A 14,267-nucleotide genomic window follows, 5' to 3' on the forward strand; every position below is an offset into this window, starting at 1 on the left:
TCAGTTCGACTCGGGGACCTGCGTGATCACCACGCGACGGCGGTGCGGATGCGCCCGGTGCTCCCACAGATAGATGCCCTGCCAGGTACCCAGCAGCAGGCGACCATCCTGCATCGGGATCGTGAGATCGTGGCCGGAGACCAGGGTGCGAAAGTGCGCCGCCATGTCGTCCGGCCCCTCGTCGTCGTGACGGTAGGCGGGATCGCCGTCGGGCGCGATGCGCGAAACGAGCGTCTCGAGGTCCACTCGCACCTCGGGCGAGGCGTTCTCGCACAGGATCAGCGAGGCACTGGTGTGCTGCAGGAAGAGGTGACAGAGCCCCGTTCCCGTGACTTCGCGTTCCACCTCCCGCGTGATATTGGAAAATCCGCGGCCCGATGTGCTGGTTTCGATGATCTTGGGCATGGGCACATTCTATCAGCGCTAGGCCACGCTGGTCGGGCTCAGGGCTGTTGTTCGACCGGGGCCGGCGCCTCGGGATTCAGCGCCGCGCGCAACGCCTCGGGTTCGCAGGCCTCGTCGATCCGACCGACGACGCCCTCGTCCGAGAGGTGGAAGAGCGTGACACAGCCGTCGGTGGCCGGCAGCGCATCCCCTACGCCCTCTTCGCGGATCAACGTGACCGGGTAGTCGCGATCCTTGAGCGCCGGCATGGCGAACAGCTTCGTAATCAGTCCCGGCATGCGGCTGATATCCGACAGGTAGATCGTCTCGCCGGCCCGCAGGGCATCGCCGGCGACCTCGGCCAATGTCCCGGAAAGGGTGTCATCGGCTTCCTTGGAGCCGGAGAAGACCACCAGGCTCGCCTCGCCGGGCACCGGCCGCTCATCGCCGAACTGGTCCTCCAGTTCGAGAACGGGGAAATGCTCGCCCGCGCCGAGCATCGACTCGGTCTCTTCGGCGTTCGCAAAGGGCGTGACGACCATCAGGGAGACGGCCAGGGCCGGCAGCAGGGAGCGAATGGAAGCGGGACGATGCGACATGGTGACCTCTTTCAGAACGTACGGGTGACAGTCAGTCTATCAACTGGAATGATAGCCCATAAGTTTCAGGAGTCACTCTTCCCGATGCTCACGCCGTCCCCGCAGGGCGAGGCTGAGGGTGCTCGGATCGATGTATTCCAGTTCCCCACCCATCGGCACGCCCTGGGCCAGTCGTGTCACCTTCAGGCCGCGGGCCTGGGCCAGCTCCGTCACGTAGCCGGCCGTCGCCTCGCCCTCGATGGTGGCGCTGGTCGCGAGGATCACTTCCTCCAGACCGGGCTGGTCCAGCCGTTGCTCGAGCTGATCGAGGCGCAGTTCGTCCGGACCGATCCCGTCGAGTGGAGAAAGCCGGCCGAGCAGCAGGAAATACCGGCCCTGGAAGGCACCCGACTGCTCGATCGCGATCCAGTCAGCAGGCGATTCGACCACGCAGAGCAGAGAATCGTCGCGCCGATCGTCGGCACAAATCGGGCACAGCTCTCCCTCGGTGAACACCCTGCAGGAACGGCAGTGACCAAGCGTCTCAAGTGCCTGCTCGATTGCCCGGGCGAGGTTGGCCGCCCCGCTGCGGTCGCGTTCTAGCAGGTGCAGTGCCATGCGTTGCGCGGTCTTCTGGCCGACCGTGGGCAGGCAGCGCAGCGCATCGATCAGTTGCTGGAATCCGGGGGAAAATTGCACGGGCGGAGTCTCCGGAACGAGAAACGCCCGAACCTTGATGGATCGGGCGAGGGGACGGAAGTGACCGAAATCAGAACGGCATCTTGAAGCCCGGCGGCAGATTCATGCCCGCCGTCATGCCCGACATCTTCTCCTGCTGCTCCTGCTCGATGCGGCGCGACGCGTCATTGATCGCCGCGGCGATCAGGTCCTCGAGCATCTCCTTGTCATCCTCGAGCACGCTCGGGTCGATTTCCACCCGGCGGGCCTCGTGCTTGCCGGTCATGGTGACCTTGACCAGACCGCCACCGGACTGCCCCTCGACCTCCATCTTCGCGACTTCTTCCTGCATGCGCTGCATGTTTTCCTGCATCGCCTGCGCCTGTTTCATCAGATTACCGATACCACCTTTCATCTGCGGTCTCCTGCTGGCTGTTGTTCGTTGACGTGCTCGCCCTCCTCGACCGGGCGAACGGAATCTGGAAGCAATCGGGCGCCGGCGCGCTCGGTCAGCACGCGGGCGGCCGGATGCGATCGCACGGACTCCTCGCGAGCCTCCTGGGCCGCCCTCTCGTTCTGCTCGCGAATCTCGGCCGGCGTGGGACCCTCGACACCGGATGCCGGCCGCGCCGGCCTGTCAGGCGCCGGCTTGTCTGGCGCCGGCCGTTCGGCCGCCGTGCCGAACACGAATCGCACCGGTTGCGTCACACCGAGCCGCTTGAGTTGTGTCACGAGACGATCCTGCGTGCCCTTCGAGGCCATCGACCTGAATCCCGGATCGATGGTCAGCACCAGGGTCTCCGAGTCCAGCGAGGCGTGACACCGTTCGGCCAGGCTGCGCGCGGGCATGGGCAGGCGAGAGACGACGTCCGGCCAGTTGCCCGCATCGATTCGCCAGGCATCGTTTTCCCCGGAGACGGGTTCGGTCTCCGGCCCGGAGGCGGTGGCCGGTTCGGCCCCCGTCGATGGCGCCCTCTCAGAAACGGGTGCTGCCGCCGGCGACTCCCGACGCATTCCAGCCGCACTGGGAGCAGTGGCGCCTGCCCCGGACTCGGCCCGCTCGTCCGCGCGATAGGCCGGTGCCGGGCCAGCATCGGCCACATGGCGGGCCGGCGTCGTTTCCAGCCGGTCGGCCGGCTGGAACGCCAGCATCCGCAACAGGGTCATCTCCAGCCCGACCCGGGCGGATGGAGCCCAGCCGATGTCGCGCCGTCCACCCAGGGCAATCTGGTACCACAACTGCAGTGTCTGCGGATCCACATCCGGGGCCACCGCCCCGGATTCCGTCGAGTCACTGGGCGGCAACCACTGTGCCAGCGAGGCACGGTGGACGCTCTCGGCCAGTTCGGCCAGCAGGCGTGCCGGGTCGACCGCGCGCTCCAGGGCCTGGTCGACCAGCGCGAACAGCGCCTCCGCGTCGCCGGCGGCCAGCGCCTCAAGCAGCGACCCGAGTAGCCGGCGATCGGTCACGCCGAGCATGTCGGCAACGGCCTCAGCGTCAAGGCGGCCGTCGCAGTAGCCGATCGCCTGATCCAGCAGGCTCAGCGCATCGCGGATCGAACCGCCGGCGGATTCGGAGACCAGGCGCAGCGATTCCGCGTCGCTCTCGATGCCCTCCTTCTCGAGGATGTCGCCGAGGTAGCGCTGGATATGCGGCTGGGGCAGCGCACGAAGGTTGAATTGCAGGCAGCGCGACAGCACCGTCACCGGCAGCTTCTGCGGATCGGTGGTTGCCAGGAGGAACTTGACGTGTTCGGGCGGCTCCTCGAGTGTCTTCAACAGTGCGTTGAAGCTCGCCTGGGAGAACATGTGCACTTCGTCGATCAGGTAGATCTTGAAGCGGCCCTTGACCGGCAGGTAGACGACGTTGTCCAGCAGTTCGCGGGTATCGTCGACCTTGGTGCGGGAGGCCGCGTCGACCTCGATCAGGTCGACGAACCGCCCGGAATCGATCTCGCGACAGGCATCGCACTCGCCGCAGGGCTGGCTGGAGACGCCCCGCTCGCAGTTGAGCGCCTTGGCGAAGATGCGCGCGACCGTGGTCTTGCCCACCCCGCGCGTCCCCGTGAACAGGTAGGCGTGGTGAAGGCGATCGCGATCCAGAGCGTTGGTGAGGGCCTGAAGTACGTGACCCTGGCCGACCATCTCGTCGAAACGCTTGGGTCGCCACTTGCGTGCCAGTACCAGGTAGCTCATAGATCGCAATCCAATTGGGTGGCACCCTGCATCCGCCGGTCTCCGGCGCCCGAATCGACCGCTACCGTTGCTCCCTTCCGGGCCTGGCGGAATTCACGGTGATCCGTCGCGAAGGGACGAACACAGGGCACCATTGGGTGGCGTTTCGGGTCGTCGATCACTGACCGAAAACGCGAGCGAAGAATAACACGCCGACCGCCGGGAAAACAGGGCCGGCGGAGACGGTGGGCCGATCAATCGCCGGAGAGGATGGCATCCAGCGCGGTCAGCAGTGCGGCGTTGTCGGAATCGCTGCCGACCGTGATGCGCAGGTGATCGCCGATGCGTGGCCGGTCGAAGTGACGCACGATCACCTTGTGTCGGCGCAGGCCGGCGGCCAGGTCCGCCCCGGCATGCTCCGGGTGACGAGCGAGCAGGAAGTTCGCGGTCGAGGGCAGCACCTCGAATCCGCGCTCACGCAACCCCGCAGCGACTTCCTCTCGCATGCGGACGATCGCCCGGCACGTCTGCTCGAAGTAGGCTTCGTCCTCGTAGGCGGCGATCGCTCCGGCCTCGGCCAGCCGATCGATGGGATAGGAGTTGAAGCTGTCCTTGACCCGGGTCAGGGCCTCGATCAGCCCGGACTGCCCGATCGCAAAGCCGATCCGAAGACCCGCCAGCGAGCGGGACTTCGAAAGCGTCTGGGTAACCAGCAGGTTCGGGTAGCGTCCGACCAGCGCGACGGCCGAGTCCGCACCGAAATCGACATAGGCCTCGTCGAGAACCACGGCACAACCGGAAAAATGCGCTGCGAGCCGCTCGACCTGGTCCAGTCCCAGCGCCCGACCGGTCGGGGCGTTGGGGTTGGGCAGGATCACGCCGCCGACGCTGGCCGGATCGATGCGACACATGGCGTCGACGTCCACGGCCAGCTCCTCGTCCAGCGGCACCATCTGCGCCTCGATGCCGTAGAGCCGGCAGTAGACCGGGTAGAACGAATAGGTGATGTCGGGAAAGACGATCGGCCGCCCCCGCTGAAACAGGGCGCGGAAAAGAAAGGCGAGCACCTCGTCCGAGCCGTTGCCGACGAAGACCTGGTCCTCGGACACGCCGTGATGGCGGCCCAGGCATTCACGCAGGGCCTGGCTGGTCGGGTCCGGATAGAGGCGCAGCCGCTCATCGGCCGCGGCCCGGATCGCCTCGATGGCGCGGGGTGACGGCGGGAACGGGTTCTCGTTGGTATTGAGCTTGATCAGCCCTTCGATCTTGGGCTGCTCGCCCGGCACGTAGGGCGTCAGTCCCGCCAGATCGTCGGACCAGAAGCACGTTGCCGATGCGCTCATCACCCTAGCCCTCGGCCTCGGTACGGTAGTCGGCCGACTGCGCGTGCGCTTCCAGGCCTTCGGCCCGCGCCAGGCACGCGGCAGTCACCCCGAGCTCGGCGGCACCTGCCGGAGAGCAATGGATGATGCTCGAGCGCTTCTGGAAATCGTAGACCCCCAACGGGGAGGAGAACCGCGCCGTGCCGGATGTGGGCAGGACGTGGTTCGGCCCGGCGCAGTAGTCGCCCAGGGCCTCGGCGGTGTAGCGCCCGACGAATATGGCCCCGGCGTTGCGGATCTCGCCCAGCCGGTCCTCGGCACCCTCGAAGGAAAGCTCGAGGTGCTCGGGCGCGACCCGGTTGACCAGTTCGATGGCGGCATCGAGGTCGGCCACCTCGATCAGCGCCCCGCGCGAGTCCAGCGCCTTCTCGATGATTTCCCGGCGCGGCTGCTCCGGCAGCAGGCGCTCGATCGATGCGCTTACCGCGTCGAGGAATGCCGGATCCGGGGCCACCAGAATGGACTGGGCCTGCTCGTCGTGTTCGGCCTGCGAGAACAAATCCATGGCGATCCAGTCGGGATCGGTGTGGCCATCGCAGACGATCAGGATCTCGGAAGGCCCGGCGATCATGTCGATGCCCACTCGACCGAAAACCTCGCGCTTGGCCGCGGCGACGAAGATGTTCCCCGGCCCCACGATCTTGTCCACGGCGGGAATCGTCTCGGTGCCGAAGGCCAACGCGCCCACGGCCTGGGCTCCACCGACGGTGAACACCCGGTCCACGCCGGCGATGCGCGCGGCGGCGAGCACGGTGTCGTTGAGCACACCGTCTGGCGTGGGCACGACCATGACGATCTGCCCCACCCCGGCGACCTTCGCCGGGATCGCGTTCATGAGCACGGACGAGGGATAGGCCGCCTTGCCACCGGGCACGTACAAGCCGGCGCGGTCGAGCGGAGTCACCTGCTGACCCAGGACATTGCCGTTGTCCTCGGTGTACGTCCAGCTCTCGCCCTTCTGTCGTTCCGCGTAGGCGCGCAGGCGTTTCGCCGCCAGTTCCAGCGCTTCGCGAACGTCGGCGGGGATCGCCTCGAGCGCCTGGTCGAGGCGATCGATCGAGAGTTCGAGTTCGCCCGCACTGGCCACGTCCAGCCGGTCCAGGCGCCGGGTGTGTTCGATGACCGCGGCATCACCGCGCGTGCGGACATCGGCCAGGATGTCGCGCACGATGCCCTCGACCCGGTCGTCGGCCACGCCGGACCAGTCGAGCAGTTCGTCGAGTTGCCGGTCGAAACCCGCGGCGCGGGCGTTCATGCGACGGATCATGAGCGCTTCCCCTCGAGGTAGGCTTCCACCCGCTCGACGAAGTCGGAGACCCGGGCGTGCTTGAGCTTCTGCGCGGCCCGGTTGACGATCAGGCGGGAGGAGATGTCGGCGATGTGCTCCAGCGGCTCGAGGCCGTTGGCACGCAGCGTGTTGCCGGTGTCGACCACGTCGACGATGCAATCACCCAGGTCGACGAGCGGGGCCAGCTCCATCGAACCGTAGAGCTTGATCAGTTCGATCTGCCGCCCCTTGTCGGCGAAATGCGACTCGGCGGCTCGGGTGTACTTCGTCGCCACGCGCAGCCGCCCGGGGCGGTCGAGCACACCGGGCCTGCCCGCGACCATCAGTTTGCAGCGGGCGATCTCGAGGTCGACCGGCTCGAACAGCCCGTCACCCCCGTGCTCGAACAGCACGTCCTTGCCGGCCACGCCGATGTCGGCGGCCCCATGCTGAACGTAGGTCGGCACATCGGAGGCGCGCAGGATCAGCAGGCGCACGCTCGGGTCGCTGGTCTCCAGGATCAGCTTGCGGCTCTTGTCGGGATCATCGAGCGGCTCGATGCCCACCGAGGCCAGCAGCGGCAAGGTCTCCTTGAAGATGCGCCCCTTGGAGAGGGCGACAACGATCTCGTCGGTCGGGTTAGTCTGGGACATGGCGATCAGTCGTTGATCCGTTGGATGTTGGCTCCGAGCCGGGAGAGCTTCTCCTCGATCGACTCGTAGCCGCGGTCAATGTGGTAGATGCGGTTGACGACGGTCTCCCCGCTGGCCACCAGCCCAGCCAGCACCAGACTGGCCGAGGCGCGCAGGTCGGTGGCCATGATGGGGGCACCCGACAGGGACTCGACCCCGCGGATCACCGCGGTGTTGCCCTCGATGTGGATGTCGGCCCCCATCCGCTGGATCTCCTGGACGTGCATGAAGCGGTTCTCGAAGATCGTCTCGACCACGGTGGAGGTTCCCTCCGCCACGGCGTTCATGGCCACGAACTGGGCCTGCATGTCCGTGGGGAAACCCGGGTGCGGCGCGGTACGGATGTCGACCGCCTTCGGCCGCCGGCCGTGCATGTCCAGCCGGATCCAGTCTTCGCCCACCTCGATGTCCGCTCCGGCCTGCTCGAGCTTGGCCAGCACCGCATCGAGCAGGTCCGGACGCGTGTCCCTGGCCAGAATCCGACCGCGGGTCATGGCCGCTGCCACCAGGTAGGTGCCCGTCTCGATCCGGTCGGGCAGCACACGGTAGCGAACGCCCCGCAGGCGCTCGACCCCGTGAATGCGGATCACGTCGCTGCCGGCACCGCGGATGTCCGCCCCCATCGCATTGAGGAACCGGGCCAGATCAACCACCTCCGGCTCGCGTGCCGCGTTCTCCAGCACCGTTTCCCCCTTGGCGAACACGGCCGCCATCAGGAGGTTTTCGGTGCCGGTCACGGTCACCTGGTCGAGCACGATCCGGGCACCGACCAGCTGATCGGCCGACGTCTCGATGTAGCCACCCTCGACACGCACGTCGGCGCCCAGCGCCTCCAGCCCGCGCAGGTGGATGTCGACCGGGCGGGTGCCGATTGCACAGCCGCCCGGAAGCGAGACCCGAGCCTTCTTGAAGCGCGCCAGCATGGGACCCAGCACCAGGATCGACGCGCGCATGGTGCGGACGAGATCGTAGGGCGCCTCGAGTGTGTCGACCGTGGTCGCATCGATCTCGACGCTCATCTGGTCGCCCACCGTGAGTGTCGCGCCCATCCGGCCCAGCAGTTCCATGGTGGTGGTCACGTCCTGCAGGTGCGGGACGTTCTCGATCGTGACCGGGGAATCGGCCAGCAATGACGCGGCCATCATGGGTAGCACGGCGTTCTTGGCGCCGGAGATGCGAACCTCGCCATCGATGGGTACGCCACCGCGAATCAGGAGCTTGTTCATGGGTTGCGATTAGGTCTCAGCCGGATGTGGGCAGATCATCAAGGCCGGATTTCAGGTTCATCAGGTCAGCAAGACCGTAGACACCGATCATCTGGCGCATGGCACTGGGGGCGTGAGTGTATCGCAGACGGACCCCTTTTGCCTCCGCGCGGGCCTGCAGGGCGGTCAGCCAGGCCAGTCCGGCAGTGTCCAGGCGACGGACCTGTCCCAGGTGCACGTCGAACTCGGCCCCGATGATCTCTTCGGGCAGTGCCGGCGCAACCCGGTCGAGGCTCGCACGCACCAGATCCCCGGATATGAGCATCTGTCCGGGCTCGAAACGGCAGGTCCAGGCAGGCGACGTCTCGCTCATGCGCGACTCACTCCTCGTTCTGCTCACGCAGCGTGCGGATCAGGCTGTCAAGCCCGTCGCGCTGGATCTTCTGCGCGAAGCTGCCGCGGTAGTTGTTAACCAGGCTGATGCCGTCGACGATCACGTCGTACGACTTCCACTCGCCGTCGACCACCGCCAGTCGGTAGGCGACCGGCACGGTACCGAGGTCACCGCCGTATACCTCGGTTTCCACCAGCAGCTCGTTGTCCCCGGCACCCGGGCGCGATCCGATGACGTCAACCTTCTGGTCGCCGAGTTCGGACAGCGGACCCGCGTAGGTGCGCACGAGCAGGCGCTGGAACTCCCGGGTGAAGGCACGGATCTGTTCCGTGCTGGCCTGACGGTAGTAGCGCCCCAGCACCAGGCGAGACATGCGCTCGGAATCCACGTGCGGCAACAGGATGCGATCGACGATCACGAGCAGTTCGTCCGGATCGGACTCGACCACTTCCTGGTTGTCGCGGATCTCTGCGATGACCCGCTCCGCGGTTTCCTCCACCAGCGCCCGGGCCTCGGCCTCGGTGGGTTCGGCACGGACGGTCAGCGAGACCGCCACAAGGAACGGCAGTGCCAGGAGCGCGACGAACACGCGCCCAAAGGTCGATCGATTATCTAGACGGGAGGTTGCTTGCATGAGATTCACTTACTGCTGAGGGTAGTCACCGGTCGCCACGGCCAGCTGGGCGACACTCATGTTGAAATCGTTGATCGCACGGAAGTAGTCGGCCTGGGCCTCGGTGTTGGCCCGCACGGCATCGGCGAGCTTGCCACCGTCGATCAGGCCGGCCTGGAAATCCATGAAGCTTGAGACCATCCAGCGCCGAGAATTGTCCCGGGCCCGACCAAGGGCCTCGATCTCCTGGTCCAGCCCCACGCTCTGGTGATAGGCCTCGGCGACCTGGAACGGGATACCCTGCCGGGCGAGCTGGGCCTTGGCCACCACTTCCTGCATCTGCGCCTCGGCTTCGCTGACCCTGGCGCGATGCACGCCGGGATTGAATTCCCACTGCAGGCCGATCACCGGGGTGGCGAACAGGTTGTTGAGAGGCTGGTGGATATAGGGGTTGTCCAGGCGCTCCCGCCCCGGGGTGTAAGCGCCGCCGGCAACCACCCCGGCGTAGAGGTTCGGGTACTTGTCGCTCTTTCGTGCCTGAATCAGGCTACGCACCGCTTCCTGCCCGGTCTCGGCCATGAACATCTCCGGGCGGTGGGCCAGTGCCCGCTCGGCCAGATCCTGCAGAGACGCCGACGGTCCGTCGATCGCCGAAATGCGACGCTCCGAGACCTCCAGTTCCTCGTCGATAGGCACGCCGATGATCGTCTTCAACCCGTCGAGCGCGACGGCCTCGACGGCGCCGGCCTGGGCGATATAACGGTCCAAGTTGCCTACACCCGTCTCCAGGGCATAAAGGTCGCTCATGGGCGCGTCGCCGGCTTCCGCCTTGTCCCGCATGCGATCGCGCGTCTTGACCACCTGGCGTTTTACACCTTCGAGCATGCGGCGCGTATCGCGCGCGGTCAGAAACCCCCACCAGGCCCGGCGCACCGTCAGCCAGGTCTCGCCACGTGCGATCGAGACCTCCGCGGCACTCACGTCCCGGTTCAGGTTGGCAGCCCGCTTGTAGTTCTCGAACTTGCCGAAGCTGTAAAGCGGCTGGATGATCGTGGCGGTCATCCCCGTGGTGACGGTGACCCCCTCGTCGAGATCCAGCCCGTCGTCTCGCAGCGTGCACCCCTCAGGAGGACAGGTGTTGGTCCCGTTGGTGAAGATGCCGTCGGAGGCCTTCGGCGCAAGCCCCGCGTACAGGTTGGTCGAAATGCGCGGACCGCCCTCGCCCAGCACCCGTTCGATCAGCGCCTGGGCGCGAGCGACGTTCGCCTTCTGCTCGTCGATGCGCGGATCCGATGACAGGGCCATCTCGGTGGCCTCTTCCAGCGTGATCGGCTGGTCGAGGGCCTGTGACAGCGACGGGAGCGTCGCCCCTGCCAGGCCAACCGTCATGGCCAGCCCGCGCCCCAATGCCTGCAGTTGGTGTTTCATCGTCATTCTTTTGCCTTGTCGAACAGGAATCGCGAGACCACGCTCTCGAGAATGATCGCGGACTGCGTCATCGTGATGCGGTCGCCGTCTTCCAGGGATTCCAGCGCCCCGCCCGGGGAGATCTCGACGTACTGCGCACCCAGCAGCCCGGCCGTGTAGATGTTCGCGAAGGAATCGGTCGGCAGGTTGTCATAGCGATCGTCGATAACCATGCGGACCTCCGCCTGGAATGTCTCCGGATGCAGTTCGATCGCATCCACGCGCCCGATGGTCAGCCCGGCCAGCTTCACCGGTGATTTCACGGTCAGACCGCCGACGTTGTCGAACCGGGCGACGATCTCGTAACCGGTCACCCGGCTGGCGCCGAAGTTGCTCCACTGCACGGCCATCACCATCAGGGCGGCAATCCCGGCGAGCACGAACAGCCCCACCACCAATTCCACTCCGCGTTGCACATTCATTACGTATCAGGCCCCAAACATGAAAGCGGTCATTACAAAATCCAGCCCCAGAACCGCGAGAGAACTGAGTACCACGGTCTGCGTCGTCGCGCGAGCCATGCCGCTCGCAGTCGGCTCGGCCTCGTAGCCCTCGTAGACGGCGATCAGCGCGATCACCGCGCCGAATGCCAGCGACTTCAGCGCACCCCCGCCGACGTCCTCCCAGGGGTCCATCTGCTCGGCGATCTGCCCCCAGAACGACGATGGGTCCACGCCGAGCACAACCACCCCGATCAGGTAGCCGCCGATGATACCCACCATCGAGAACAGCGAGGCAAGCAGGGGCACCGAGATCAGCGCCCCCCAGAAACGGGGACCGATCACCCGCCGCATCGGATCGACGGCCATCATTTCCAGCGCGGCCAGCTGCTCGGTCGTCTTCATCAGGGCGATCTCGGCGGTGATCGCCGAACCCGCGCGCCCCGCGAACAGCAGGGCCGCCACCACCGGCCCGAGCTCCCGGACCAGCGACAGGGCTACCATCACGCCGAGCGATTCATTGGCATTGAACTTGTTCAGGATGTTGTAGCCCTGAAGCCCGAGGACCAGCCCCACGAACCCGCCGGCAACAAGAATGATGACCAGCGACAGCACCCCGGCCGCATAGACCTGCTGGACGATGTCGCGCGGTCGGGTCCACGTCGGGAACAGCGCCCAGGCAAGGCGCACGGCGAACAGGCCCATCGAACCGGCGTGCCGGACGCCGCCGATGGCCATCCGGCCCAGTCTGGCCACCAGGTCGATCACGGCAATCATGAGCGCCCCTCCAGCCCGAGTGCCTCGCCCATGGAAGCACTCTCGGAGCCGGCGGTCAGGGGGCCGTCGGGCGCCCCGTCGAGGAACTGGGCCAGGGCCGGCTCGCCCTCCCGTTGCGCGAGCACCTCATCGGGCGTCCCGGAGCCGATGATCCGCCCGCCGGCGAGCACGACCACCCGGTCGGCGATGCTCATCGCTTCCTTGACGTCGTGCGTGACCACGACACTGGTCAGGCCGAGCGCGTCGTTCAGGCGCCGGATCAGTCGCAGCAGCACGCCCATGCTTACCGGGTCCTGCCCGGCGAAGGGCTCGTCGTAGAGCATCAGCGCCGGATCAAGTGCCATGGCTCGGGCGAGAGCCGCGCGGCGCGCCATGCCCCCGGACAGCTCCGCCGGGTACTTGTCGCGCGCGGCGCGCAGACCCACGGCCTCGAGCTTGAACAGCACGATCCGGTCGATCAGTTCCCGGTCGAGCCGCGAGTGGGCGTGCAACGGAAAGGCCACATTCTCCCCGACGGTCAGGTCGGTGAATAGCGCCCCGTTCTGGAACAGCACGCCCATCCGCCGCCGGAGGGCATAAAGCGCCCGCCGGCGGGCCTTGCCCACGTCCACGCCGTCGACCAGGACACGCCCTCGGGAGGCTCGGACCTGCCCGCCGACAAGACGCAACAGGGTCGTCTTGCCGGTACCGGACGGACCGAGCACCACGGTCACCTTGCCGCGCGGGACGGTCAGATCGATGTCCGAGAAGATGGCCTGGGCACCGCGCGAGAACGATACCCCTTCGAGGCGGATCATCGCGTCGGCATCGGAAGACGAGACTGTCTCGGTCACGGTCACAGCCCCATCAATTCCGCAAGAGTCTTCAACCGATCCACGGTAGCCGTCGAGGGCGGATCCCCGTCGACGAACAGAGCACCGGTGTCGGGGCACTGTGCCATGAACGCGTCCAGCCACTCCCGTAGTTGCACCGGGTCGTCGGAGGCCGGGATCAGTCCCACGCGCGCCCCCTCGGCGGCATCCTCCGTTTCGGGTCGCCATAGCGGCGTACTGCCGCCCCGGCGCAGCACGAGATGCCCACCATCCGCGGCAAGCTGCTCCCAGGCATCGGACCACTGGCTGTCGTCCACCACCACGAACGCCGGGGCCGGCGCGTCCGAGAGTTCCGCGAGCACGGTGTCGACATCGTCGGCATCGGGGCCAACCCAGAGCGCGTCGTGCTCGTTGAGCAGGAACCCCACCCGCCACTCCGCGGGCATGTCCGGATCAAAGAACGCCGACACCAGCGCGGGCGACTGGCGATTGCGGATGCCGAAATGAATGGCCTTCATATTCCTCGAATACGCTCCGTCCGGATGGTGAATGGACCCGCGGCTCAACCGCGGGCATCGATTCGTCGTGGGCCCGCTCGACGGCGGTGAATGATACACAGCCCGCCGCAGGATTGCCGGCCGACCCGGCCGAGAGGGGCCGCCGGGACGAAGGATTGGCGCTCTCTAACCGATTTCCCTGACGAGCCGGAATCCCAGGTTGAGATCGAACTCGTTCTCGTGACGCGAGGCTCTAGATGCACTGCGGCACGCCCCCGGGGAGTCGAACCAGGAACCACCGCGAACCGCACGCAGGCGCCGGTTGCGTGCATCCCGGCTTCGGTAGGGCTCGTCACCGACCTGGGTCGAGGCGGTGTAGCTGTCGCGCCAGTGGTCCTGCGTAAACTCCTGCACGTTGCCGTGGACCTCGTACAGACCCCAGGCATTCGGCGGCAGGCTGCCCACCTCGACGGGGCGCCCCATGCCGCAGATGAACAGCCCACGGGTGCAGTTCAGCCCGCCGGAGCAGTTGACCTCTTCGCGCCGGATCTTCTCGCCGAAACAGAACATGCCATCGGTACCCGCCCGTGCCGCATATTCCCACTCGGCTTCCGTGGGCAGCCGGTAGACCTGGCCGGTCTGCTCGCTGAGCCACTCGGCATAGGCCTCGGCATCACGGGCCGTGACGTTGAACATCGGGTAGTCCGGGTTGTTCCAGCTGTAGGGGCGCGGGCGACGATGATCCGTCGCCTCGAGGAACCGGTTGTATTCGAACCGCCGGATCGCCCCGCGGGTGATCGCGAACGCCCGCTCGAAGCGCGCCTCGTGGCGCGGCTGCTCGCACTCTCGCACGCGGTGCTCGTTCGGGCGCGCGCCCATCCAGCACGCCCCCGGCGGGATCACGGC

The 14,267-nt window shown here is 66.8% G+C and carries 17 protein-coding genes and 1 other RNA gene; all 18 read right to left on the bottom strand.

Going from position 1 to position 14,267, the window contains the following annotated elements:
* Window positions 1–405 (bottom strand): secondary thiamine-phosphate synthase enzyme YjbQ, encoded by a 405-nt coding sequence (locus tag ACESL5_RS02190; protein WP_372591145.1) that lies wholly within the window; start codon window positions 403–405, stop codon window positions 1–3.
* 38 nt (window positions 406–443) lie between these two features.
* The gene (locus ACESL5_RS02195) at window positions 444–983 is read right to left on the bottom strand and encodes a hypothetical protein (protein ID WP_372591146.1); all 540 of its coding nucleotides are present in this window, start codon (window positions 981–983) and stop codon (window positions 444–446) included.
* A gap of 72 nt (window positions 984–1,055) precedes the next feature.
* Window positions 1,056–1,661, bottom strand: a complete 606-nt coding sequence (recR, locus tag ACESL5_RS02200) for a recombination mediator RecR (protein ID WP_372591147.1) — start codon at window positions 1,659–1,661, stop codon at window positions 1,056–1,058.
* Between the two features lie 70 nt (window positions 1,662–1,731).
* Window positions 1,732–2,055, bottom strand: coding sequence for a YbaB/EbfC family nucleoid-associated protein (locus ACESL5_RS02205; RefSeq protein ID WP_372591148.1), 324 nt, complete (start codon window positions 2,053–2,055; stop codon window positions 1,732–1,734).
* Entirely contained in the window at window positions 2,052–3,836 is a 1,785-nt protein-coding gene (dnaX, locus tag ACESL5_RS02210; protein WP_372591149.1) for a DNA polymerase III subunit gamma/tau, read from the bottom strand. The genes ACESL5_RS02205 and dnaX overlap by 4 nt, the downstream gene beginning before the upstream one ends.
* A 26-nt stretch (window positions 3,837–3,862) precedes the next feature.
* An RNA gene (gene ffs, locus ACESL5_RS02215) (signal recognition particle sRNA small type) lies at window positions 3,863–3,959 on the bottom strand.
* A 110-nt stretch (window positions 3,960–4,069) separates the two neighbouring features.
* On the bottom strand, window positions 4,070–5,158 hold the full coding sequence (gene hisC, locus ACESL5_RS02220) for a histidinol-phosphate transaminase (RefSeq protein WP_372591150.1): 1,089 nt from the start codon (window positions 5,156–5,158) through the stop codon (window positions 4,070–4,072).
* Window positions 5,159–5,162: 4 nt separating this feature from the next.
* Window positions 5,163–6,464, bottom strand: a complete 1,302-nt coding sequence (hisD, locus tag ACESL5_RS02225) for a histidinol dehydrogenase (RefSeq protein ID WP_372591151.1) — start codon at window positions 6,462–6,464, stop codon at window positions 5,163–5,165.
* Window positions 6,461–7,117: an ATP phosphoribosyltransferase gene (gene hisG, locus ACESL5_RS02230; protein ID WP_372591152.1), complete on the bottom strand. Its 657-nt coding sequence runs from the start codon at window positions 7,115–7,117 to the stop codon at window positions 6,461–6,463. The genes hisD and hisG overlap by 4 nt, the downstream gene beginning before the upstream one ends.
* 5 nt (window positions 7,118–7,122) lie before the next feature.
* Complete coding sequence (gene murA, locus ACESL5_RS02235) at window positions 7,123–8,382, bottom strand: UDP-N-acetylglucosamine 1-carboxyvinyltransferase (RefSeq protein ID WP_372591153.1); 1,260 nt, start codon at window positions 8,380–8,382, stop codon at window positions 7,123–7,125.
* Between the two features lie 16 nt (window positions 8,383–8,398).
* Entirely contained in the window at window positions 8,399–8,734 is a 336-nt protein-coding gene (locus ACESL5_RS02240) for a lipid asymmetry maintenance protein MlaB (protein WP_372591154.1), read from the bottom strand.
* Window positions 8,735–8,741: 7 nt separating this feature from the next.
* Window positions 8,742–9,389, bottom strand: coding sequence for a phospholipid-binding protein MlaC (locus ACESL5_RS02245; RefSeq protein ID WP_372591155.1), 648 nt, complete (start codon window positions 9,387–9,389; stop codon window positions 8,742–8,744).
* Window positions 9,390–9,398: 9 nt separating this feature from the next.
* Entirely contained in the window at window positions 9,399–10,796 is a 1,398-nt protein-coding gene (locus ACESL5_RS02250; RefSeq protein WP_372591156.1) for a TolC family protein, read from the bottom strand.
* Window positions 10,797–10,798: 2 nt separating this feature from the next.
* The gene (mlaD, locus tag ACESL5_RS02255; protein WP_372591157.1) at window positions 10,799–11,257 is read right to left on the bottom strand and encodes an outer membrane lipid asymmetry maintenance protein MlaD; all 459 of its coding nucleotides are present in this window, start codon (window positions 11,255–11,257) and stop codon (window positions 10,799–10,801) included.
* Window positions 11,258–11,263: 6 nt separating this feature from the next.
* Window positions 11,264–12,052 carry a lipid asymmetry maintenance ABC transporter permease subunit MlaE gene (mlaE, locus tag ACESL5_RS02260; RefSeq protein WP_372591158.1) on the bottom strand — a complete coding sequence of 263 codons (789 nt, stop codon included), beginning with the start codon at window positions 12,050–12,052 and terminating at the stop codon, window positions 11,264–11,266.
* Window positions 12,049–12,849 carry an ABC transporter ATP-binding protein gene (locus ACESL5_RS02265; protein ID WP_372591173.1) on the bottom strand — a complete coding sequence of 267 codons (801 nt, stop codon included), beginning with the start codon at window positions 12,847–12,849 and terminating at the stop codon, window positions 12,049–12,051. The genes mlaE and ACESL5_RS02265 overlap by 4 nt, the downstream gene beginning before the upstream one ends.
* Before the next feature lie 38 nt (window positions 12,850–12,887).
* Window positions 12,888–13,382 carry a hypothetical protein gene (locus ACESL5_RS02270; RefSeq protein ID WP_372591159.1) on the bottom strand — a complete coding sequence of 165 codons (495 nt, stop codon included), beginning with the start codon at window positions 13,380–13,382 and terminating at the stop codon, window positions 12,888–12,890.
* Window positions 13,383–13,547: 165 nt separating this feature from the next.
* The coding region (locus ACESL5_RS02275) for a formylglycine-generating enzyme family protein (RefSeq protein WP_372591160.1) at window positions 13,548–14,267 on the bottom strand (720 nt) is incomplete at its 5' end.

The organism is Guyparkeria sp. (assembly GCF_041687595.1).
Classification (GTDB): Bacteria; Pseudomonadota; Gammaproteobacteria; order Halothiobacillales; family Halothiobacillaceae; genus Guyparkeria.

What these genes read in the sequence shown, in the direction of transcription:
- murA (WP_372591153.1), bottom strand. Translation starts at nt 8,382, where the DNA reads ATGAACAAGCTCCTGATTCGCGGTGGCGTACCCATCGATGGCGAGGTT.
- mlaD (WP_372591157.1), bottom strand. Translation starts at nt 11,257, where the DNA reads ATGAATGTGCAACGCGGAGTGGAATTGGTGGTGGGGCTGTTCGTGCTC.
- ACESL5_RS02270 (WP_372591159.1), bottom strand. Translation starts at nt 13,382, where the DNA reads ATGAAGGCCATTCATTTCGGCATCCGCAATCGCCAGTCGCCCGCGCTG.
- mlaE (WP_372591158.1), bottom strand. Translation starts at nt 12,052, where the DNA reads ATGATTGCCGTGATCGACCTGGTGGCCAGACTGGGCCGGATGGCCATC.
- ACESL5_RS02250 (WP_372591156.1), bottom strand. Translation starts at nt 10,796, where the DNA reads ATGAAACACCAACTGCAGGCATTGGGGCGCGGGCTGGCCATGACGGTT.
- hisC (WP_372591150.1), bottom strand. Translation starts at nt 5,158, where the DNA reads ATGAGCGCATCGGCAACGTGCTTCTGGTCCGACGATCTGGCGGGACTG.
- ACESL5_RS02195 (WP_372591146.1), bottom strand. Translation starts at nt 983, where the DNA reads ATGTCGCATCGTCCCGCTTCCATTCGCTCCCTGCTGCCGGCCCTGGCC.
- ACESL5_RS02265 (WP_372591173.1), bottom strand. Translation starts at nt 12,849, where the DNA reads ATGATCCGCCTCGAAGGGGTATCGTTCTCGCGCGGTGCCCAGGCCATC.
- ACESL5_RS02190 (WP_372591145.1), bottom strand. Translation starts at nt 405, where the DNA reads ATGCCCAAGATCATCGAAACCAGCACATCGGGCCGCGGATTTTCCAAT.
- ACESL5_RS02245 (WP_372591155.1), bottom strand. Translation starts at nt 9,389, where the DNA reads ATGCAAGCAACCTCCCGTCTAGATAATCGATCGACCTTTGGGCGCGTG.
- ACESL5_RS02240 (WP_372591154.1), bottom strand. Translation starts at nt 8,734, where the DNA reads ATGAGCGAGACGTCGCCTGCCTGGACCTGCCGTTTCGAGCCCGGACAG.
- dnaX (WP_372591149.1), bottom strand. Translation starts at nt 3,836, where the DNA reads ATGAGCTACCTGGTACTGGCACGCAAGTGGCGACCCAAGCGTTTCGAC.
- ACESL5_RS02205 (WP_372591148.1), bottom strand. Translation starts at nt 2,055, where the DNA reads ATGAAAGGTGGTATCGGTAATCTGATGAAACAGGCGCAGGCGATGCAG.
- hisG (WP_372591152.1), bottom strand. Translation starts at nt 7,117, where the DNA reads ATGTCCCAGACTAACCCGACCGACGAGATCGTTGTCGCCCTCTCCAAG.
- hisD (WP_372591151.1), bottom strand. Translation starts at nt 6,464, where the DNA reads ATGATCCGTCGCATGAACGCCCGCGCCGCGGGTTTCGACCGGCAACTC.